At 55.6% G+C, this 20,585-nt stretch carries 15 protein-coding genes and 1 riboswitch; of the genes, 12 read left to right on the top strand and 3 right to left on the bottom strand.

Features of this window, described 5'->3' with window-relative positions; genetic code table 11:
* Positions 1-44: 44 nt before the first annotated feature.
* The gene (locus EDC54_RS11445) at positions 45-974 is read right to left on the bottom strand and encodes an aromatic alcohol reductase (RefSeq protein WP_132456256.1); all 930 of its coding nucleotides are present in this window, start codon (positions 972-974) and stop codon (positions 45-47) included.
* Positions 975-1,247: 273 nt separating this feature from the next.
* Here EDC54_RS11445 and EDC54_RS11450 point away from each other — a divergent pair, with 273 nt between their 5' ends.
* The 7 genes from EDC54_RS11450 to ilvN all read left to right on the top strand — a co-directional run bounded on the left by EDC54_RS11450 (position 1,248) and on the right by ilvN (position 8,154).
* A complete protein-coding gene (locus EDC54_RS11450) occupies positions 1,248-2,153 on the top strand; it encodes a LysR family transcriptional regulator (protein ID WP_132456258.1) in 906 nt (301 codons plus the stop codon).
* A gap of 155 nt (positions 2,154-2,308) precedes the next feature.
* Positions 2,309-2,404, top strand: a riboswitch (TPP riboswitch).
* A gap of 79 nt (positions 2,405-2,483) precedes the next feature.
* Positions 2,484-3,467 (top strand): thiamine ABC transporter substrate binding subunit, encoded by a 984-nt coding sequence (gene thiB, locus EDC54_RS11455; protein ID WP_165904300.1) that lies wholly within the window; start codon positions 2,484-2,486, stop codon positions 3,465-3,467.
* Positions 3,443-5,050 carry a thiamine/thiamine pyrophosphate ABC transporter permease ThiP gene (gene thiP / locus EDC54_RS11460; RefSeq protein ID WP_132456262.1) on the top strand — a complete coding sequence of 536 codons (1,608 nt, stop codon included), beginning with the start codon at positions 3,443-3,445 and terminating at the stop codon, positions 5,048-5,050. The genes thiB and thiP overlap by 25 nt, the downstream gene beginning before the upstream one ends.
* Complete coding sequence (gene thiQ / locus EDC54_RS11465; protein ID WP_132456264.1) at positions 5,037-5,738, top strand: thiamine ABC transporter ATP-binding protein ThiQ; 702 nt, start codon at positions 5,037-5,039, stop codon at positions 5,736-5,738. The genes thiP and thiQ overlap by 14 nt, the downstream gene beginning before the upstream one ends.
* A gap of 228 nt (positions 5,739-5,966) precedes the next feature.
* Positions 5,967-6,077, top strand: coding sequence for an ilvB operon leader peptide IvbL (locus EDC54_RS11470; RefSeq protein WP_015841754.1), 111 nt, complete (start codon positions 5,967-5,969; stop codon positions 6,075-6,077).
* A gap of 113 nt (positions 6,078-6,190) precedes the next feature.
* Positions 6,191-7,855, top strand: coding sequence for an acetolactate synthase large subunit (ilvB, locus tag EDC54_RS11475; protein ID WP_132456266.1), 1,665 nt, complete (start codon positions 6,191-6,193; stop codon positions 7,853-7,855).
* A gap of 5 nt (positions 7,856-7,860) precedes the next feature.
* A complete protein-coding gene (gene ilvN, locus EDC54_RS11480) occupies positions 7,861-8,154 on the top strand; it encodes an acetolactate synthase small subunit (RefSeq protein WP_132456268.1) in 294 nt (97 codons plus the stop codon).
* 39 nt (positions 8,155-8,193) lie between these two features.
* Here ilvN and EDC54_RS11485 read toward each other — a convergent pair whose 3' ends face one another.
* On the bottom strand, positions 8,194-8,964 hold the full coding sequence (locus EDC54_RS11485) for a DedA family protein (protein ID WP_132456270.1): 771 nt from the start codon (positions 8,962-8,964) through the stop codon (positions 8,194-8,196).
* Between the two features lie 146 nt (positions 8,965-9,110).
* On the opposite strand from EDC54_RS11485, the gene EDC54_RS11490 reads away from it, so the two are divergent.
* The 4 genes from EDC54_RS11490 to rluA all read left to right on the top strand — a co-directional run bounded on the left by EDC54_RS11490 (position 9,111) and on the right by rluA (position 17,056).
* A complete protein-coding gene (locus tag EDC54_RS11490; protein WP_132456272.1) occupies positions 9,111-10,688 on the top strand; it encodes a sensor domain-containing diguanylate cyclase in 1,578 nt (525 codons plus the stop codon).
* A 113-nt stretch (positions 10,689-10,801) separates the two neighbouring features.
* Positions 10,802-13,168 carry a DNA polymerase II gene (locus EDC54_RS11495; protein ID WP_132456274.1) on the top strand — a complete coding sequence of 789 codons (2,367 nt, stop codon included), beginning with the start codon at positions 10,802-10,804 and terminating at the stop codon, positions 13,166-13,168.
* Between the two features lie 162 nt (positions 13,169-13,330).
* Positions 13,331-16,234, top strand: a complete 2,904-nt coding sequence (gene rapA / locus EDC54_RS11500) for an RNA polymerase-associated protein RapA (RefSeq protein WP_132456276.1) — start codon at positions 13,331-13,333, stop codon at positions 16,232-16,234.
* Positions 16,235-16,402: 168 nt separating this feature from the next.
* Entirely contained in the window at positions 16,403-17,056 is a 654-nt protein-coding gene (rluA, locus tag EDC54_RS11505; protein WP_132456278.1) for a bifunctional tRNA pseudouridine(32) synthase/23S rRNA pseudouridine(746) synthase RluA, read from the top strand.
* 89 nt (positions 17,057-17,145) lie between these two features.
* On the opposite strand, the gene djlA is transcribed toward rluA, so the two are convergent.
* Entirely contained in the window at positions 17,146-18,003 is an 858-nt protein-coding gene (gene djlA / locus EDC54_RS11510) for a co-chaperone DjlA (protein WP_132456280.1), read from the bottom strand.
* Between the two features lie 182 nt (positions 18,004-18,185).
* Here djlA and lptD point away from each other — a divergent pair, with 182 nt between their 5' ends.
* Positions 18,186-20,549: an LPS assembly protein LptD gene (gene lptD / locus EDC54_RS11515; RefSeq protein ID WP_132456282.1), complete on the top strand. Its 2,364-nt coding sequence runs from the start codon at positions 18,186-18,188 to the stop codon at positions 20,547-20,549.
* Positions 20,550-20,585: the final 36 nt, after the last annotated feature.

Below are 20,585 nucleotides of genomic sequence, written 5' to 3' on the forward strand. Positions count from 1 at the left end.
CTGAAAAAGTGCGGGGCAAATTGCATCGCGCCGCACTCTTCCGCCTATTTTTGCAACTGCATCCGTAAAAAATGCTCGACGTTGACCGTCTCGTAGCCATTACGCTCATTGAATGTGCCGGATTTGTCCCACCACATCCCCTCCCCCAAAGCGAACGCAGCTCGGTAGCGCGCCATTACGTCCTCTGGAGCAACCTTCAGATCCGCACGTAATTTATCCAGAGTCCATACTGTCTTCTCAAACGTCTTCCCGGTGACACGTTCAACAACATCGGCAAGCTGCCCGTATGAGAGGGTGTCACCTGCCACATAGACTACTTCATTAGCCACTCGTGGTTCAGCCAGCAAGATTTCCGTCGTGAGCCAGCCAATATCTTCGGGGATCGTCACGGTCACTTTGGTCTCCCAACTTCCCAGAGCGTGAAGGGTGCCACGCTCCAGATCCACCACATCGAAGGCGGGTTCAAACAGGAAACTCGTGAACATACCGGTCGAAACAATCACCCATTCGGTCCTCGATTGGCTACGCAGCAACTGCCTTACGTCGTACTGTTCATCAAACACCGGATGGCCGCTGTTTCGGCCAACGACGTCATAATCAACACCAAATTGCCAGGGGAAATAGCGCGCGACGTCGGCAGCCAACACCGCTCTGGTTATTTTCATCTGTGTGCCTGGCCCTGCAACGAATCCCGAACAGTTCAACACCGTTTTATAATTCCTGAAAAGCGCTGTCAGGGCGTGTTCATCGCAAGCCAGATCGAACCCTATCACGTCAATCCCCAGTGCGCGGAGTTCAGTCAGTATTGCCATCCCCTGCACCGACGGATCGTTAATTGTGCCCGGTGAAACGAGCGCCGTGACCGACAACTGCAAGGCTCGCGCACGCGGTGCGAGAGCACGCAATACCGCCATACCGAGTTGCCCTGCGCCAAGCACAAGAATATCTTTCAACGCGGATCCTCTGTCATTCACTGTTTAACTCCTTAAAAATTTCAAATTATCTCTATCACAGGGAGCGGTGAAACTTCCCTATACATTCAGTGTGAAAACATGCCTCTGGTCTGATAACACAAGTCATTATCAGAACATTCAGAGACCGGGGGTTATGTTATACAAGAATGCGCGCATGATAAGATTCAGCCAGATCACTTCATAATTTGAAAAAATACAATAATGAAGCGATCTGGAAAATATGCCGTATACCTGTCTTATTCATGTTTCATCACAAAATGGGGAGATCATCGTATGGATCGGTTTCAGGCCATGGAAACATTCGTCCGTGTAGTCGATGCGGGGAGTTTCAAAAAAGCGGCGGAAACAATGCATGTTTTGCCCTCTACCGTAACCCGCAGCATCAAGGAACTTGAATCACATCTGGGTGCCCGGTTACTCAACCGAACCACGCGAGCACTCAGTATTACGGATGTTGGCCTACGCTATTACGACAGTTGTAAAACGATCTTGCGTGATGTACATGCGGCAGAAAGCGTAACGGCACAGCAAAAAGGGGAACTGAACGGCACAATCAGAATCGGGGCTCCCCCGTCTCTGGCCAAAAACTTCCTTATTCCGGCACTGCCAGACTTCTGTGAACGTCATCCTGGAATCAGGTTAGACTTCCACCTGAGTGATGCCACTGTGGATATTGTCCAGCATGGTATCGATTGTGTCATCAGAACAGGAGAACCGCCGCTATCGCGACTGGTCGCACGACGCCTCGGTGCATTCCATTGGTATATTTGCGCTTCCCCGCGCTATCTTGAACAGCATGGACACCCCGTAACACCGGACTCGCTAAAAGATCACGCCGCAGTGGGGTATATCCACAGCCGAACGGGTCGTTCAACTCGCTGGGGGTTTCATGATGAAGCGCACACCGTAGCGATGCCGAGAGCAGGACAGATCAGCGTAAATGACACGGACGCCTATGTCGCCGCTGGCGTAGCCGGTTTGGGTCTGATACGCATTGCCAGCTATATGGTGCGCCAGCCGCTTTCTGATGGACACCTTGTCAGGCTGTTACCTGATTTCGAGGCACCGCTTGAACCCATTTTCATCCTCTACCCGCAGAGCCGCCATCTTTCTCCGGCAATTCGCGCCTTTATCGACTGGTGTACAGCGCGAATCGAGCAGGAGGGCATAAAGTGGTGAATGTCTCCCAATAATCATCGGCGCGGTCTCCTACTGCGGTCATACCACGGCGTCTGCCTGAGCATACAGGACGGGTTTGATTTTAAATCCGCCTGATTCACACCGCCGGAACGCCGGTAGCCTTTCACTGTCCGACGATACCCTTTACAATGAAGCCGTTCTCAACGGGGTGCGAAAAATGTTCGCTGAGAAGATACCCGTCGAACCTGATCCGGTTAATACCGGCGAAGGGATTTGAGAGTGCTCATCGCCGCCTCAAAATCCTTTGCCACCCTATGATTCTCAGGAGTGCAAAGCGTGTTTAATCAACGATTACGTCGTTCAGCCGCCGTGCTGAAAGCCAGCCTGTCTTGCCTATTGCTACTCTCCGCGTCGGCCATCGCCAAGCCTGTGCTTACCGTCTATACCTATGACTCATTCGCGTCCGAGTGGGGGCCGGGTCCCGTCATCAAGACCGCGTTTGAAAAAGAGTGCGAGTGCGAACTGAATTTCGTCGCGCTGGAGGATGGCGCTGCGCTGCTGAACCGTCTGCGCATGGAAGGCAAGAACAGCAAAGCAGACATCATTTTGGGGCTGGACAACAACCTGTTGCAGGCCGCGCAACAAACCGGCCTGTTTACGCCGCACAACCTGGACACCAGCGCCATTACGGTGCCGGGCGGCTGGAACAATAAAACGTTTGTCCCCTACGACTATGGCTATTTCGCCTTCGTGTATAACAAAGACTCGCTGAAGAACCCGCCGAAAAGCCTGCATGAACTGGTGGACGGCAACGCACCGTGGAAGGTGATCTATCAGGACCCGCGTACCAGTACGCCGGGGCTGGGTCTGCTGCTGTGGATGCAAAAAGTGTACGGCGACGATGCGCCGCAAGCCTGGCAGAAGCTGGCGAAAAAAACCGTTACCGTCACCAAAGGCTGGAGCGAAGCCTACGGTCTGTTCCTGAAAGGGGAAGCGGATCTGGTGCTGAGCTACACCACCTCGCCGGCCTATCACATCATCGAAGAGAAAAAGGACAACTACGCGGCGGCCACCTTCAGCGAAGGCCACTACCTGCAAATTGAGATTGCCGGGCAGTTGGCTTCAAGCAAGGATCCCGAGCTGGCAAAACGCTTTATGCAGTTCATCCTGAGCCCAACCTTCCAGCAGGTTATTCCCACGACGAACTGGATGTATCCGGTCATTAAGACTGAACTGCCAGCGGGCTTCGCGGCGCTCGCGGTACCGGAAAACGCCATGCAGTTCAGTGCGCAGGACGTCGCCGACCACAGGACACAATGGATTCAGGCATGGCAACGCGCCGTCAGCCACTAATCGGCGGACGCCTGTGGCCGGGGTTACTGGCCGCAACGCTGTTAATTTCCGTTGCGATCCTGGCTTTCGGCGCGCTGTGGCGACAGGCGCCCGACAGCCAGTGGCACACGCTATGGCATGACCGCTATCTCTGGCATGTGATTCGGTTTACCTTCTGGCAGGCGTTGCTCTCCGCGCTGCTGTCTACTGTTCCGGCTATCTTTCTCGCCAGAGCGCTATACCGACGGCGCTTTCCCGGCTACCACTGGCTGTTGCGCCTGTGCGCGATGACGCTGGTGCTCCCGGTGCTGGTGGCCGTCTTCGGCCTGCTCAGCGTTTATGGTCGGCAAGGCTGGCTGGCCGCCGCGCTGGGCTGGTTTGATCTGCAATACACCTTTTCCCCCTATGGATTGCAAGGCATCCTGCTGGCGCATGTGTTCTTCAACCTGCCGCTGGCGACCCGACTGATGTTACAGGCGCTGGAAGGCATTGCCACCGAGCAGCGCCAATTGGCGGCCAATCTGGGTATGAACGGCTGGCAGCATTTTCGCCTGCTGGAATGGCCCGTACTGCGCCGACAGATTTTACCCACCGGCGCGCTGATTTTTATGCTCTGTTTTGCCAGCTTCGCCACGGTTCTGGCGCTGGGCGGCGGCCCGCGGGCGACCACGATCGAGCTGGCCATCTATCAGGCCCTAACGTTTGATTACGATCCGGCGCGCGCAGCGCTGTTGGCATTAATTCAGATGGTCTGTTGTCTCGGTTTAGTGCTGCTCAGCCAGCGACTGGGCCGCATTCTTCCTGTCAGCAGCACCCAACTGCTGGCATGGCGTAATCCGCAGGATAGCGCCTTCAGCCGTTTTACCGATGCCCTGCTGATTAGCGCCCTGCTCCTGCTGGTCGTTCCCCCCTTGCTGGCGGTGGTGGTGGATGGCGTAAACCGCTCATTAGTCTCCGTGCTGCAACAGCCCGTGCTCTGGCAAACGCTGTTGACCTCGCTGCGTATTGCTTTAGGCGCAGGATTGCTGTGTCTGGTTCTGACCATGATGCTGCTCTGGAGCAGTCGCGAGCTCAAGTTACGCCAGAAGCCGCTCTGCGGACAGCTGATGAACCTGAGCGGTATGCTCATCCTCGCCATGCCCGGTATTGTGCTGGCAACCGGTTTTTTCCTGCTGCTGAATAACAGCATTGGCTTGCCGCAATCACCTTACGCGCTGGTGGTGTTCACGAATGCGTTAATGGCCATCCCCTACGCGCTCAAAGTGCTGGAAAACCCGATGCTGGACGTCGCCGCTCGTTACAACCGCCTCTGCACATCGCTGGATATTCGCGGCTGGCAACGGCTGAAGCTGATCGAACTCGCGGCGTTGAAACAGCCGCTGGCGCAGGCGCTGGCTTTTGCCTGCGTGCTGTCGATCGGTGATTTCGGCGTCATCGCGCTGTTCGGCAATGAGCAATTCCGCACGCTGCCGTTTTATCTTTATCAACAGATCGGCGCCTATCGCAGCGCTGATGGCGCAGTCACGGCGCTGCTGTTGATGCTGCTGTGCTTTCTATTATTTACCCTGATTGAAAAACTGGCAGGCCGTCATGATCGCGCTTGAGAAACTGACTTACTTCTATCAGCACTTGCCCATGCGTTTTGATTTTCACGTCAACGCGGGAGAACGCATTGCCATTCTCGGTCCCAGCGGCGCGGGCAAGAGCACGCTGCTGAATCTGATTGCCGGCTTTCTGATGGCTGACAGCGGCGAATTACGGCTTAACGGCGCGCCTCACCGCGAAACGCCGCCCGCCAAACGGCCCGTTTCGATTCTGTTTCAGGAAAATAATCTGTTCCCCCACCTGACGCTCGGGCAAAACATTGCGCTGGGGCTACACCCCGGCTTGCGGCTCAACGCCGCACAGCGCGAGACGCTAGGGCAAATTGCCGCGCGAGTCGGTCTGTCAGATCTTCTGGATCGCCTGCCAGCGCACGTTTCTGGCGGACAACGGCAGCGTGCGGCGCTGGCTCGCTGCCTGGTGCGCCACCAGCCGATTCTGCTGTTGGATGAACCCTTCTCTGCACTCGATCCGGCGCTGCGTCAGGAGATGCTCGATCTGGTTGAAAGCGTGTGTCATGAACGTCAGTTCACGCTGTTGATGGTGTCCCATAATCTGGATGACGCGATGCGGATTGCGAAACGCACGGTGCTGATCGTGGACGGCGGGATTTATTATGACGGGCCGACGCAGGCGCTATGGGACGGCAGCGCCGAGGCGGCCGCCATTCTGGGAATTTCCCGCCCGTAGCGGTGCATCGCCGTGTCATCCTGATTAAACGACAGCCCGACGCACAGCGGCGCGGTGTCTCCTGATGATATGTTCACCGGGGATGACGTCATCAAAAGGACAGTATTGTGATCGAATCGACATTTTCAGGTTTTATCCCATGGGGGTATTGTGTCTTTTTAGACGGCTGTGCTTATATGAATTGGTAATTGATTCATCATTGACTTGAATAAAATTAACAGGATCCCCGTGACGCACTATTCCTCTTCCACTTCTGCACTACTAAGCACCGCGCATGTTGACGCGGTCGTCGTCGTGCGCGTGGCAGTCGTGGTCGTCGTCGTCGGCAGCGCGCCGTAACGGGTTCCGAATCCAAACCAAGATTCCAAACCCCGCCGGCGCCAGCCGAGCGGGGTTTCCTGTTTTACCCTCCCCGCTCTGACACCGCACCGGCCCTGATAAAGGATATAAACATGCGTTATACAGGCGCTCAGTTGGTCGTCCGACTGCTCGAACAGCAGGGCATTACCACCGTCGCGGGGATCCCCGGCGGTGCGGCCCTGCCATTATATGATGCACTGGGTCAAAGCAAGACAATCCGCCACGTTCTGGCCCGCCACGAACAAGGTGCCGGGTTTATGGCGCAAGGCATGGCGCGCGCCAGCGGACGCGCCGCCGTGTGCCTGGCCTCCAGCGGTCCGGGCGCGACCAATTTACTCACCGCCATCGCCGATGCCAAACTGGATTCGATCCCGCTGGTGTGTATCACCGGTCAGGTGCCCTCCGGTATGATCGGCACCGATGCGTTTCAGGAAGTCGATACCTACGGTATTTCAATTCCCGTTACCAAACATAACTATCTGGTGCGTGATATCAACGAACTGCCGCGCGTGATCCCTGAAGCCTTTCGCATTGCGCAGTCGGGCCGGCCCGGCCCGGTCTGGATCGATATTCCCAAAGATATTCAGAACGCAACCCTTGAACTGAGCGAACTGCCCGGTATCTTGCCGCTTGATGTCCCCCCCGCCGTTGAACCAACGGGCATCGAGCAGGCGGCAGCCATGATTAACGCGGCTCAGCGCCCGGTTCTTTATCTGGGAGGGGGGATCATCAGCGCCTGCGCGCACCAGCAGGCGATTGCGTTGGCGGAACGCAGCAGCCTGCCGACAACCATGACGCTGATGGCGCTGGGGGCGATGCCCGTCGACCATCCTCTGTCGCTGGGCATGTTGGGCATGCACGCCGCCCGATCAACCAATCTGATCTTACAGCAGGCGGATTTGCTGATAGTGTTGGGCGCGCGTTTTGACGATCGCGCCATTGGCAAAGCGGAACAGTTTTGCCCGCAGGCCGGCATTATTCACATCGATATCGATCCGGCAGAATTAGGCAAAATCCGTCAGCCGCACGTGGCGATCAACGCCGATGTCGCCGACGCGCTGACTCAGCTACTGCCGCAGATTACGCCGCAGCAGCGTGACGTATGGCAGGCAACCGTTCGCGGGCTGCAACAGGAATTTCCGTTCAGTATGCCGGGCGCTGACGATCCCTTAAGCCATTATGGTCTGGTGCAGGCCGCCGCGCAGGCGCTGACGGATGATGCCATCATCGCGACCGATGTCGGCCAACACCAGATGTGGGTGGCCCAGTCTTACCCCTTGCGCCGCCCACGCCAGTGGCTGACCTCCGGCGGACTCGGCACCATGGGGTTTGGCCTGCCGGCGGCGATAGGCGCCGCGCTGGCCGAACCACAACGTACCGTCGTCTGTTTCTCCGGCGATGGCAGCCTGATGATGAATATTCAGGAAATGGCGACGGCGGCAGAAGAACAACTCAACGTAAAAATTATCCTGATGAATAATCAGTCGCTTGGTCTGGTTCATCAGCAGCAGGATCTGTTTTTCCAGCAGCGTATCTTCGCCGCGGATTATCGTTACAGCGCGAACTTTTTAGCCATTGCCGCCGGCTTCGGTTTCGCCACCTGTGACCTGAATGCGGCAGCCGATCCGCAGGCCACGCTGGCTGAAGCACTCAGTCAGCCCGGTCCCGCGCTAATCCACGTCAGTATCGACGCCAATGAAAAAGTGTTTCCGATGGTGCCGCCGGGTGCAGCAAACATCGATATGATCGGAGATTAATGACTATGCTAACTCAATCAACGTTAAATCAGGTCACGCTGGAGCTTTCGGTGCGTAACCATCCCGGCGTGATGTCACACGTTTGCGGCCTGTTTGCCCGTCGCGCTTTTAACGTGGAAGGTATTCTGTGTATGCCGCTTCCAAACGGCGAGGAGAGTCGGATCTGGCTACTGGTGAAAGATGACCAGCGGCTACAGCAGATGATAAGCCAGGTGGAAAAGCTGGAAGACGTCCTGCATGTTCATCGCCATGGTAAAGACATGCGCATTTTCGAGCAGGTCGCCGAATTTTATCGTTAAATCCGCCAGAGGCCGGGAGATCTCCCGGCCACAGAGCGCCTACCCGTTAAGCACTTGCCATAACAGATGCCGATATACGGGCATTAACGGATGTTGCATCAGCATCACCAGTAATGCGCCTGCTGCCGTCACCGTCAGCGGCGTCACCCAACGCAGGCGTTTGAGCGGCATTTTTCGGCTGAACCAGTCACGGTGTTTACGCTTATCGCTGCGCCACCAGCGCCAGCTTAACCAGCCCCCCGTCCACGTCAGCAGCGCCGCGAACAACAATAGCCACTTAAACCCGGCGCTATCCGCGTCTTTGGGAATATCAATGGCGACGCCAGCCAGAATACCGGGGAGAAAATAGGCCGGCGGCCATAACAGGCAACCGAGGATATTGGGCACGGCGAACTTATAAGGGGGCAGCCCTAACATTCCCGCCACCATCGGTATCAAGGGCCGCGTCGGGCCGACAAAACGCCCGATCAGTATCGTCGGCATCGGGTGCTGATACAGCGCATACTCCGTTTTATTGAGCAATGTCTGGTATTTTTTCAGGAAAGACCAGTTATGCAGCGGCGCTTTGAAGCGTACCCCAACATAATAGGAGATCCAGTCGCCTAACAAACACCCTATGATCCCCGCCCCCCACGCCGGATAAAGCCCCATTTGCCCACTGCCAATCAGCGCGCCCAGCGTTGCCATCATCACCGTTCCCGGCAACAACAGCCCCACCAGCGCCAGCGATTCCAGAAAAGCAACCAGCACGACGGCGATCAGTGAATACGCTAATGATTGGGTAACCAGATGATCCAGCCACGCTTCCATACAACCTGCCCATATTTTATAAAAAACCAGATTGTCAGGATCATAGCAGAAGCCGTCAACGCCTGATTACCGGCCAATTCCTTTGCGCCAGGCACACTCGGCACTTATGATAGCGATCATTTTTGTCACGGCGCGACACGGTCATTATGTTTTCTAATCTACTCAAGCACTTCGGATTACGTCGTCTTATCCTGCTACTGGCCGTGATGAGCGCACTGGTGACGTTGGCAAACAGTTTTTACGCCAGTTATCGTGTTCAGCGGGCACTGCTGATAGATAACACGCTTGAAGCGAATCGCGTCTACGCCACAAAGCTGGCGGCCATGACCCATTCTTTCTTTCAAGAATCCCAACAGCAGTTGGCCTACAGCGCAAATATGATCGCCACCCAGATGGATGATAAGGTCAGCCTGTTAAAAGAGGCAGACCGCCTGCGACGCCAGACCAGCAATTTCAACACGGTCGTTATCGTCGATGAAAAAGGGATCATCAGAGCCACCTCACCCGATACCTTTCAATTTATCGGGGTACAGTTGACGAGCGAAGGCGCCCTTGAAGCCTTAGAAGCAAAACAGCCGCTCATCAGCCAGCCCTATGTATCTGCCGCCAATAACTTTATCGTCCTGATCTCATCGCCGATTTTTACGCAGGATGGCCGTTACAAAGGATTTGTCGGCGGATCGATCTATCTCAAACAGCCCAGCGTACTGAATACGCTGCTCGACCAGCACTACTACCGCGACGGCTCTTATATTTATGTCACCGATAAGAACAAACAAACGTTGTATCACCGTGACATAGCGCGTATTGGCGCAACAGACGTCCCGCCTCTGAATATCAACGCGCAAGGCGAAAATAATGGCAGCCAACCGATGAGGGACTATCAGGGTGACACGATGCTCGCAGGCTACGCCATTGAATCGATCTCGCAATGGCAGATCGTGGCGCTCCGCCCGATGAGCATTACGCTGAAACCGCTTGATAGCCTGATGATGAACTTACTACGCCACACGCTCCCCCTCGCCCTGGTGACGATCTTCTGCGTCTGGCTGCTTGCCCGTTTTATTGCACAACCGCTTTGGTTATTAGCGCGCAGCGCCAACAGAATGGATGCCGCGAACGTCTCCGACGATATCAGAAGCATTCACTCCTGGTATTTTGAAGCCTTGCAGCTCAAACAGGCGATGCTGTTAGGTATCGATTCATTGCAGCGTAAGATTGGTCAATTACGCTCTGAAGCGCGTTCGGATCCAATGACCGAATTGCTCAACCGCCGCGGGCTGGATAATGTTCTACGCTACTGGAGGATTAAGCAGAAAAGCTTCGCACTCATTGCGTTGGATATCGACCATTTCAAACGCATCAATGACACCTACGGCCACGACGTGGGGGATATTGTCATTCGCCATATGGGGCAGTTGATTCGCGCCAGTTCGCGCGATACCGATATCCTGTGCCGCAGCGGCGGCGAAGAGTTCCTGATCCTGCTGCCGGAAACCACGTTGGACGAGGCGATCAACACGGCTGAACGGCTACGTCAATGCGTACAGGAATCTACCCTCCCGGTCGTGGGCAATATCACCATCTCATTAGGGGTTGCCTTATGGCAGCCGGGCGACAATAGGATCGCGATCGAGCACGCCTTTAAGATGGCAGACGACGCCCTGTATCAGGCCAAGCAGAAAGGTCGTAATCAGGTGGTTTCCGCTCTGAGCGGTGATTAACGCCGCTCTCCTTTCATCGCGGTGATATCATCAGACGCTGGACAATACCTGTATAAATAACCATACTCAGTACTATTATCTTGTCTTTCCCCGTTCGCAAAAAAGGCCGCTTAGTGACTCAGGTTCGTCAGGGGTTCTTACTAACCCGCCACTGGTACGACACGCCTGCCGGCACACAGGTTGAATTTTGGCTGGCCACGGATGATGGCCCGCTGCGGGTACGTGCGCCGCGACAGCAGGCCGTGGCCTTTCTCCCTGCCCAACAGGAAGCCCGCGCCAGAACCCTATTACATCAGGAAAATCACTGGCAGTTGAAGCCGCTGACCATGCAGGATTTTCATCATCAGCCGCTAATAGGGCTGTATTGCCCACAGTATCGTCAACTACTGCGGCTGGAGAAAGTGCTGCGCGAAGGCGGCGTTCAGGTCTATGAGGCGGATATTCGCCCGCCGGAACGCTTTCTGATGGAGCGCTTTATCACCGCCCCCGTCTGGTTTAGCGGGACGCCCTCGTCAGAAAACCTGCTGACGGACGTTCGCATGAAACCCAACCCCGATTATCGCCCGGCGCTCAGGCTGGTCTCGCTGGATATTGAAACCAACCGCCACGGCGAACTTTACTGCATCGGGCTGGAAGGCTGCGGGCAACGTCAGGTTTATATGCTCGGCCCGCCGAACGGCACGCCTGCCGAACACGAGAATTTTACGCTTGAATACGTCGCCAGCCGCCCGCTGCTGTTGGAAAAGCTGAATGAATGGATGCAACAGCACGATCCCGATGCCATCATCGGCTGGAATCTGGTGCAGTTTGATCTACGCGTCTTGCAGAAACACGCTGAACGCTACCACATCCCACTCAAGCTGGGGCGTAACAAGCAGCCGCTGGAATGGCGGGAACACGGTTTTAAACAAGGGCATTTTTTTGCCAGCGCCACCGGCCGCCTGATCATCGACGGTATTGAAGCGCTCAAGTCCGCGACGTGGAATTTTGCGTCGTTTAGTCTGGAATTTGTCGCGCAATCGCTGCTGGGGGAAGGCAAAGCCATCGACACGCCCTATCAGCGGATGGACGAAATCGATCGGCGTTTTGCCGAAGATAAGCCCGCGCTGGCGCGCTATAACCTGCAAGACTGCGAACTGGTCACGCGTATTTTCGAGAAAACCGATCTGCTGCCGTTCTTACTGGAGCGCGCCAGCGTAACGGGTCTGGCGGCAGATCGCAGCGGTGGTTCCGTTGCGGCGTTTACCCACCTCTATCTGCCACGTATGCACCGCATGGGCTATGTCGCGCCCAATCTGGGCGACGTCGCGCTTGAAGCCAGCCCCGGCGGATTCGTGATGGACTCCCATCCCGGTCTGTATGATTCGGTTTTAGTACTGGATTACAAGAGCCTGTACCCTTCGATTATCCGCACCTTTTTGATCGACCCCGTCGGGCTGGCGGTGGGAACACAGCAGCCCGACGCTCAGCACGCCGTTCCCGGTTTTCGCGGCGCATGGTTCTCGCGCGAACAGCACTGTCTGCCGGCTATCGTAGAACAAATTTGGCAGGGACGCGAAACCGCCAAGCGCACCCACAATAAACCGCTGTCTCAGGCGCTGAAGATCATTATGAATGCCTTTTATGGGGTTCTGGGCGCCACCGGCTGCCGCTTCTTCGACCCGCGTCTCGCCTCTTCCATCACCCTGCGCGGCCATGAGATCATGCGTAAAACGCGAGAATTGATTGAGGCGAAAGGCTATCAGGTGATTTATGGCGATACCGACTCCACCTTTGTCTGGCTGAAACACGCGCACTGCACAGAGGAAGCGGCGAAGATTGGCAACGCGCTGGTACAACACGTTAACCAATGGTGGGCGCAGCACCTGCAAGAGACGTTACAGTTGACCAGCGCACTGGAACTGGAATTTGAAACCCACTTTCGCCGCTTCCTGATGCCAACGGTTCGCGGCGCCGAACAGGGCAGCAAAAAGCGCTACGCCGGCCTAATCGACACCCCGCAGGGCGAGAAAATGGTGTTCAAAGGGCTGGAGACCGTGCGTACCGACTGGACGCCGCTGGCGCAACGGTTTCAGCAGCGGCTTTATCTGCTGATCTTCCAGCGCCAGCCCTATCAGGACTGGCTGCGGGATTATGTCAACCGCACGCTGAACGGTGAATTTGACGATCTGCTGATCTACCGTAAACAACTGCGTCGCCGGCTCGATGATTACCAGCGTAACGTTCCGCCGCACGCCAGAGCCGCTAAAATCGCCGATGAGTACAACCGCCAGCAAGGGCGACCGTTACAATATCAAAAAGGCGGCTGGATCAGCTATGTGATGACCACCAACGGCCCTGAACCACTGGAAACCCGACATTCGCCGCTGGATTATCAGCACTACGTAGAACGCCAGCTCCAGCCGGTCGCGGATGCGATCCTGCCTTTCCTTCATGACGATTTTGCTACACTGGTGACTGGTCAGATGGGGTTGTTTTAATAAGAGCGGCTTAATTCATCGCCCAGCCAGTTTGAGAGGTGACGAATGCGCCGCCATCCATTACCATAGCGCCCTTTCTGAATTGACATCAGCAGCATTATCGGTCTCCGGTAATGCAATCAGACATTCCCCCGACACAGACGAAAATCGAGCTAAGAATTTATGCCTTTTACACTTGGTCAGCGCTGGATCAGCGATACGGAAAGCGAACTTGGGCTAGGAACGGTCGTTGCCATCGATACACGTATGGTCACGCTGCTTTTCCCCGCCAGCGGCGAAAACCGACTCTACTCCCGCAGCGACGCCCCCATCACCCGCGTGATGTTCAATCCCGGCGATACCGTCACCAGTCATGAAGGCTGGCAGCTCAAAGTTGATGATGTACAGGAAGAAAAAGGGCTGCTGGTGTATTGCGGCCAACGTCTGGACGACGCCTCGCCAGCACAACTGCGCGAAGTTTTTCTCGACAGCAGGCTGACATTCAATAAACCGCAGGATCGTCTGTTCGCAGGGCAGATCGACCGCATGGATCGCTTTGCCCTGCGCTATCGCGCACGCAAACACCAAAACGAACAGGCACGGCAGCAATTAGTCGGGCTGCGCGGTATGCGCGCCAGCCTGATCCCTCACCAGATTCACATTGCGCATGAAGTCGGCCAGCGTCATGCGCCGCGCGTTTTGCTGGCAGACGAAGTCGGTCTGGGTAAAACGATTGAAGCCGGGATGATCATCCACCAGCAGTTGCTGGCAGGCCGTGCTGCGCGCGTGCTGATTATTGTACCGGAAACGTTGCAACATCAGTGGCTGGTGGAAATGCTGCGCCGCTTTAATCTGCTGTTTTCGCTGTTTGACGACGAGCGCTATGCCGAAGCCAGGCTGGACAGCAGCAACCCCTTTGAAACCGAGCAGTTGGTGATTTGCTCACTGGGATTCATTCAACGCAACGCCCAGCGCGTTGAACAACTTGTCAACGCCAACTGGGATCTGCTGGTGGTGGATGAAGCCCACCATCTGGTCTGGAGCGAAGACAGCCCCAGCGTGGAATATCAGGCGATTGAAGCGCTGGCGCGCGCCATCCCCGCCGTGCTGCTGCTTACCGCCACGCCGGAGCAACTGGGTCAGCAGAGCCACTTTGCGCGTTTACGTCTGCTCGATCCCAACCGTTTCCACGACTATCAGGAATTTCTGGCCGAACAGCAGCAGTATCGTCCGGTGGCCGATGCCGTCACGCTGCTCTTAGCCGGTGAAAAAGCCCAAACGGCTGAACTGAATGCGCTGAGCGATCTGCTGGGCGAACAGGACATCGAACCGCTGCTGAAAGCCATCAACAGCGACAGCGATGACAACCAGAAAGCGCGTCAGGAACTGATCGCCATGCTGATGGATCGCCACGGCACCAGCCGCGTACTGTTCCGCAACACGCGTCAGGGCGTTAAAGGCTTTCCGCAGCGTATTCTGCATCAAATCCGCCTGCCGCTGCCGGCGCAGTACCAAACGGCCATTAAAGTGTCCGGCATTATGAACGCGAATAAGCCGCTGGAAGTCCGCGCCCGCGACATGCTGTACCCGGAACAAATTTATCAACAGCTTGAAGGGGATGATGCCACCTGGTGGAACTTCGATCCACGCGTAGAATGGCTGCTGAATTATCTGACCGCCAACCGTGATGAAAAAGTGCTGGTGATCTGCGCACAGGCCGCTACCGCGCTACAGCTGGAACAAGTGCTGCGCACGCGTGAAGCGATCCGGGCCGCCGTCTTCCACGAAGGGCTGTCGATTCTGGAACGTGACCGCGCCGCCGCCTATTTTGCCTCCGAAGAAGAAGGCGCACAGGTACTGATTTGTTCAGAGATTGGCTCTGAAGGCCGTAACTTCCAGTTTGCCAGCCAGTTAGTGATGTTCGATCTGCCGTTCAACCCCGATCTGCTGGAACAGCGTATCGGCCGTTTGGATCGTATCGGGCAGGCCAAAGAAATTCAGCTTTTGGTGCCGTATCTGGAAAACACCGCGCAGGCCTTGCTGGTACGCTGGTATCACGAAGGGTTGGATGCCTTTGAGCACACCTGTCCGACAGGCCGCACGATTTATGATGCCCACCACGCGCAGTTGATCGAGCGCCTGACGACCGTCGGTGAACAACAGGGGCTGGATGAGTTTATTCACACTTGCCGCCAGCAGCACGACAATTTGAAACAGCAGTTGGAACAAGGCCGCGATCGCCTGCTGGAAATGCATTCTAACGGCGGCGAAAAAGCTCAGCAGTTGGCGCAGGCGATTGCCGAGCAGGATAATGACGTCAATCTGGTCACGTTCGCGCTGAATCTGTTTGATATCGTTGGTATCAATCAGGAAGATCGCAGCGACAATCTGATCGTCCTGACGCCATCCGATCATATGCTGGTGCCGGATTTCCCCGGCCTGCCGCAGGACGGCTGTACGATCACCTTCGATCGCGATCAGGCGCTCTCCCGCGAAGACGCGCAGTTTATCAGTTGGGAACACCCGCTCATTCGTAACGGGCTCGATCTGGTGCTGTCCGGCGATACCGGAAGCTGTGCGGTTTCCTTGCTGAAAAATAAAGCCCTGCCGGTCGGTACGCTATTGGCGGAACTGATTTACGTGGTGGAAGCGCAGGCGCCGAAACATCTGCAACTGACGCGTTTCCTGCCGCCAACGCCGGTTCGCCTGCTCATGGATCGTAAGGGCACGAATCTGGCGGCACAGGTTGAATTCGAGAGCTTCAACCGTCAGCTCAACGCCGTCAATCGTCATACCTCCAGCAAGCTGGTCAATGCGGTACAGGCCGATGTTCACGCCATGCTGCAACAGGCAGAAGCGCTGGTGGAAACACAGGCGCGCCAGCTTATCACCGAAGCGCAGCAGCAGGCCGATCTGCAACTGCGCCGCGAGCTGGAACGTCTGGAAGCACTGAAAGCCGTCAACCCTAACATTCGTGAAGATGAGCTGACCGCGTTGGAAAACCAGCGTGAACAGGTGCTGAGTAACCTGCACGAAGCCAACTGGCGTCTGGATGCAATTCGTCTGGTCGTAGTGACGCATCAGTAATGCGTCGCCCGTGCGTTAGTCAGTCAGACTTTTCAGCACAGGGATTGCATCATATTAGGGAAAGCACGGGGATGAGGTTTTCGCAGGAATACCTCACCCCGTGATAGGCCCGTGTATCTCGATCAAACAGCAACGACGTCTCTGTCTTTTGCGTATTTTGGAGCGTGAATGGAACCCTATAATCCGCCTACCGATCCCTGGTTGCATATTCTTTATCAGGATCAGCACATCATGGTGGTGAATAAACCCAGCGGTCTGCTGTCGGTTCCCGGCCGTGCGCCGGAACACAAAGACAGCGTCATGAGCCGCATTCAGGCTGATTATCCAACGGCCGAATCCGTTCATCGTCTGGATATGGCGACCAGCGGCGTGATTGTCGTCGCCCTGACCAAAGCCGCCGAGCGCGAGTTAAAGCGTCAATTTCGCGAGCGCGAACCCAAAAAATCCTACCTTGCCCGCGTGTGGGGACACATGGCGCAGGATGACGGCGTCATCGATCTGCCGCTCATCTGCGACTGGCCAAACCGCCCCAAACAGAAAGTCTGTTTTGAAACGGGTAAACCGGCGCAAACGGAATATCAGGTCATCTCACGTGACGACGACGGGACGACACGCGTCAAGCTGATGCCGATTACCGGCCGCTCGCATCAACTGCGCGTCCACCTGCTCGCGCTGGGCCACCCTATCCTCGGTGACGGTTTTTATGCCCATCCGGAGGCCAAAGCGCTGGCGCCTCGCCTGTTACTGCACGCACAAGAACTGGCTATCACGCACCCGGCGTTCAATACGCCGATGCACTTTCGTTGCGAAGCGGATTTCTGAGGCAAGCACGCTGACGGTATAGGCTAATCTGGGGTAGTGGAGCGGTAAAAAAACAAGGAAGGGGGTAAAAAAGAAGGGAAACCTGTGGATTATTTTGCCTGATTCGCGCCCTTCAATAGTTCATAGGCGGCCTGAATATCCTGTGCTTTACGCTTAGCGATCTCCATCATTCGCGGCGAAAGCTTCTTCGCCACCAGCTTATCGGGATGATGCTCACTCATCAGCTTGCGATAAGCGCGTTTGATCGTGACAGCATCATCGCTGCTGCGCACGCCTAATGTACGACAGGCGCTTTCGACCGTTGGCCCGCGTGGCGGAAAAGAGGGACGTTGGCCGCCATAAGAGTGTCCACCGGAATAGCCACTCCTGCGGCGCTGATGAGATTTATCATGCTGTCGGGACTGCCCCGCCGTGCTTTCCATGTTCCGCAGAAAAAATTCAAACTGCTCACGCGTCACCCCCAGTTCATCCGCAATCACGTACAGCACACGCCGTTCGTTCGGGTGCAGCACGCCGTCAACCAAGGCGACCTGAAGCTGAATTTCCAGAAACATCTTAATTAAATCAAAGCGTCCCAGACACGCATCGCGCAATTTGCGCAAGGTGATCCGCAGAGGAAAATGGCTGGCCTTCCCATCACGAAAAGCCTGTTGCGCCGCGGTTCTGGCTTCACCAAACAGCTCAAGGCGATCCATGATTTTGGTCGCAATCCGGATATCGGCTTCCGTCACCCGGCCTTTGGACTTGGTCAGGTGTCCCATGGCCTGAAAGGTCGTGAGAAAGAACAATGACTGACGTGTGGACTGGGCAGAAAAAAAATCACGGCGACGCGATGCCTGGGCCTTGTCAATCCAATGCCCCATCAGCAACCCCATGATCATTCCCCAGATGCCGGCACTTGAGATGATCCCCAGCGCCAACCCCAGCAACTTTCCCCAATACCGCATATACTCCTCAAATCCTCATGCCGTCAGCCAAAAATTGCTTTATCATACCTGTCATTTATCTTTGCACCTAACGGCGGTGCGTAGCCGTGGGGATTTAACACTGGCGCAACGCTAATGAGTGATATAGTCTCTGACCGTTTGTCGGCATGATGCCCTGGATGACGGAACACCTGATACCGCGTATGAAAAAAAGTATCCCAACTCTGCTGGCCACTCTGGTTTGGTCGGCGCTTTACAGCCAGCACGCGCTGGCGGATCTTGCCGAACAGTGCATGCTGGGTGTACCTACGTACAACAGACCGCTGGTCACAGGCGATCCTAATCAGTTGCCGGTCAATATTCAGGCCGACAGAACCGAAGCCCGCTATCCTGATAGTGCCAGATTCATCGGCAACGTGGACGTTCGGCAGGGAAACAGCGTCCTGACCGCTGAACAGGTGGAACTGAACCAACTGGAACCCGCAACGCAAAATAGCTCGCCAACCCGAACGATTACCGCAACAGGAAACGTCCATTACGACGACAATCAGGTCATCCTGAAGGGCCCGAAAGCCTGGGCCAACCTGAATACCAAAGATACCGACGTCTATGAAGGCGACTATCAGATGGTGGGCCGTCAGGGGCGTGGCGCCGCCGATAAAATGAAAATGCGTGACGGCAATCGCTACACTATTCTGGAAAACGGTTCCTTTACCTCTTGTCTGCCGGGAGATAATAGCTGGAGCGTCGTCGGTTCGGAAGTCATTCAGGACAGAGAAGAGCAAGTTGCTGAAATCTGGAACGCGCGTTTCAAGATTGGCAACGTGCCCGTATTCTACAGCCCGTATTTGCAGCTTCCTATCGGTGATAAACGACGCTCAGGCTTCCTGATCCCTAACGCAAAATATGGCAGCAGCAACGGTTTTGAATTGCTGACGCCCTATTACTGGAATATCGCGCCCAACTTTGACGCGACGATCACGCCGCACCTGCAAACCAAACGCGGCTTGCAGTGGCAGAATGAGTTCCGCTACCTGACGACGCCGGGCCTCGGGGTGATTCAGTTTGACTGGCTGCCCAGCGACAATGAGTACGCCAAGACGGTCCCTCAGGATGATAACGATACCCGCTGGCTGTTCCATTGGGGCCACAATGGCGTCATGGATCAGGTCTGGCGTTTTAACGCGGACTATACGAAAGTCAGTGATGACCGCTACTTTACCGATCTGGACTCGTTATACGGCTCGACCACCGATGGGTACGTCACCCAAAAACTGAGTGTGGGCTATGCGAACCAAAACTGGAATACCACGCTGTCGACCCGGCAGTTCCAGGTCTTTTCCAATGCCAACAACCGCGATGTCTACCGCGCTGAACCTCAGCTCGATATTAATTATTACCAGAATGATATCGGCCCGTTTGATATGCATCTTTATGGTCAGGCGGTAAAATTTACCAACGTCAACAACAACCGGCCGGAAGCCACGCGCCTGCATATCGAACCCACCCTGAATCTCCCGCTGGCCAACAGCTGGGCCAGCCTGAATACCGAGGCCAAACTCTTAGCGACGCACTATCAGCAGGATAATCTGGAACGCTACCGTGCCGATCCCAGCGTCAGCGACATTAATAAAAATGCGCTGGAAAGCTCCGTCAACCGCGTCATGTCGCAATACAAGGTCGATGGCAAGATGGTCTTCGAACGCGAGATGGACTGGTCGCAGGCCTATACTCAGACGCTGGAGCCTCGCGCACAATACTTGTACGTGCCTTACCGCAATCAGAACAACATTCATACTTATGACTCGACGTTGCTACAGACCGACTATTCCGGCCTGTTCCGCGATCGCAGCTACAGCGGCCTGGATCGTATCGCCTCCGCCAATCAGATTGCGACCGGCGTCACCACGCGTATTTATGATGATGAATTGGTTGAACGTTTTAACGCCTCCATAGGTCAAATCTATTACTTCAACCGTCCTCGCACCGGTGACCGCAACACATCGCTTGATAAAAGTGATAGCAACGGCAGTCAGGTATGGGCTGGCGACACGTTCCTGAGAATCGATGACCGGTGGGGAGTACGCGGTGGTCTGCAATATGACAACCGCCTGAACGAAGTCGCGCTGGGCGATGCCGTGTTAGAATATCGTCAGGATGCGGAACGGCTGGTACAGCTAAACTACCGTTACGCCAGTCCTGAATATATTCGCGATATGCTGCCGAACCTGACAAACCAGGGCTCGCAGCAGGGCATCTCTCAGGTTGGCATCACGGCAAGCTGGCCGATTGCCGATCGCTGGGCCGTTGTCGGCGCCTATTATTACGATGCCAAGGCCAATCAGTCGGCCAATCAGTTAATTGGCGTACAGTACAACACCTGCTGTTGGGCTGTGAGTGTCGGTTATGAACGTAAAATTACCGACTGGAACAGCGCCAGTCGCAGCAGCGACTACGACAACAAAGTGTCGTTTAATATTGAGTTGCGTGGTTTAAGCAGTAACTACAGCCTGGGTTCCGAAAAAATGCTGCGCTCGGGCATTTTGCCTTACCAGCGCGCATTTTGATGCCGTCTGATTCAGCATGCTGAGCCGGTAAAGATG

The organism is Samsonia erythrinae, from assembly GCF_004342665.1.
Classification (GTDB): domain Bacteria; phylum Pseudomonadota; class Gammaproteobacteria; order Enterobacterales; family Enterobacteriaceae; genus Samsonia; species Samsonia erythrinae.

Bases quoted from the DNA above. Each gene is read 5' to 3' on its own strand.
- djlA (WP_132456280.1), bottom strand. From the start codon at position 18,003: ATGCGGTATTGGGGAAAGTTGCTGGGGTTGGCGCTGGGGATCATCTCA.
- EDC54_RS11490 (WP_132456272.1), top strand. From the start codon at position 9,111: ATGTTTTCTAATCTACTCAAGCACTTCGGATTACGTCGTCTTATCCTG.
- ilvB (WP_132456266.1), top strand. From the start codon at position 6,191: ATGCGTTATACAGGCGCTCAGTTGGTCGTCCGACTGCTCGAACAGCAG.
- rluA (WP_132456278.1), top strand. From the start codon at position 16,403: ATGGAACCCTATAATCCGCCTACCGATCCCTGGTTGCATATTCTTTAT.
- thiQ (WP_132456264.1), top strand. From the start codon at position 5,037: ATGATCGCGCTTGAGAAACTGACTTACTTCTATCAGCACTTGCCCATG.
- lptD (WP_132456282.1), top strand. From the start codon at position 18,186: ATGAAAAAAAGTATCCCAACTCTGCTGGCCACTCTGGTTTGGTCGGCG.
- EDC54_RS11450 (WP_132456258.1), top strand. From the start codon at position 1,248: ATGGATCGGTTTCAGGCCATGGAAACATTCGTCCGTGTAGTCGATGCG.
- rapA (WP_132456276.1), top strand. From the start codon at position 13,331: ATGCCTTTTACACTTGGTCAGCGCTGGATCAGCGATACGGAAAGCGAA.
- thiP (WP_132456262.1), top strand. From the start codon at position 3,443: ATGGCAACGCGCCGTCAGCCACTAATCGGCGGACGCCTGTGGCCGGGG.
- ilvN (WP_132456268.1), top strand. From the start codon at position 7,861: ATGCTAACTCAATCAACGTTAAATCAGGTCACGCTGGAGCTTTCGGTG.
- EDC54_RS11485 (WP_132456270.1), bottom strand. From the start codon at position 8,964: ATGGAAGCGTGGCTGGATCATCTGGTTACCCAATCATTAGCGTATTCA.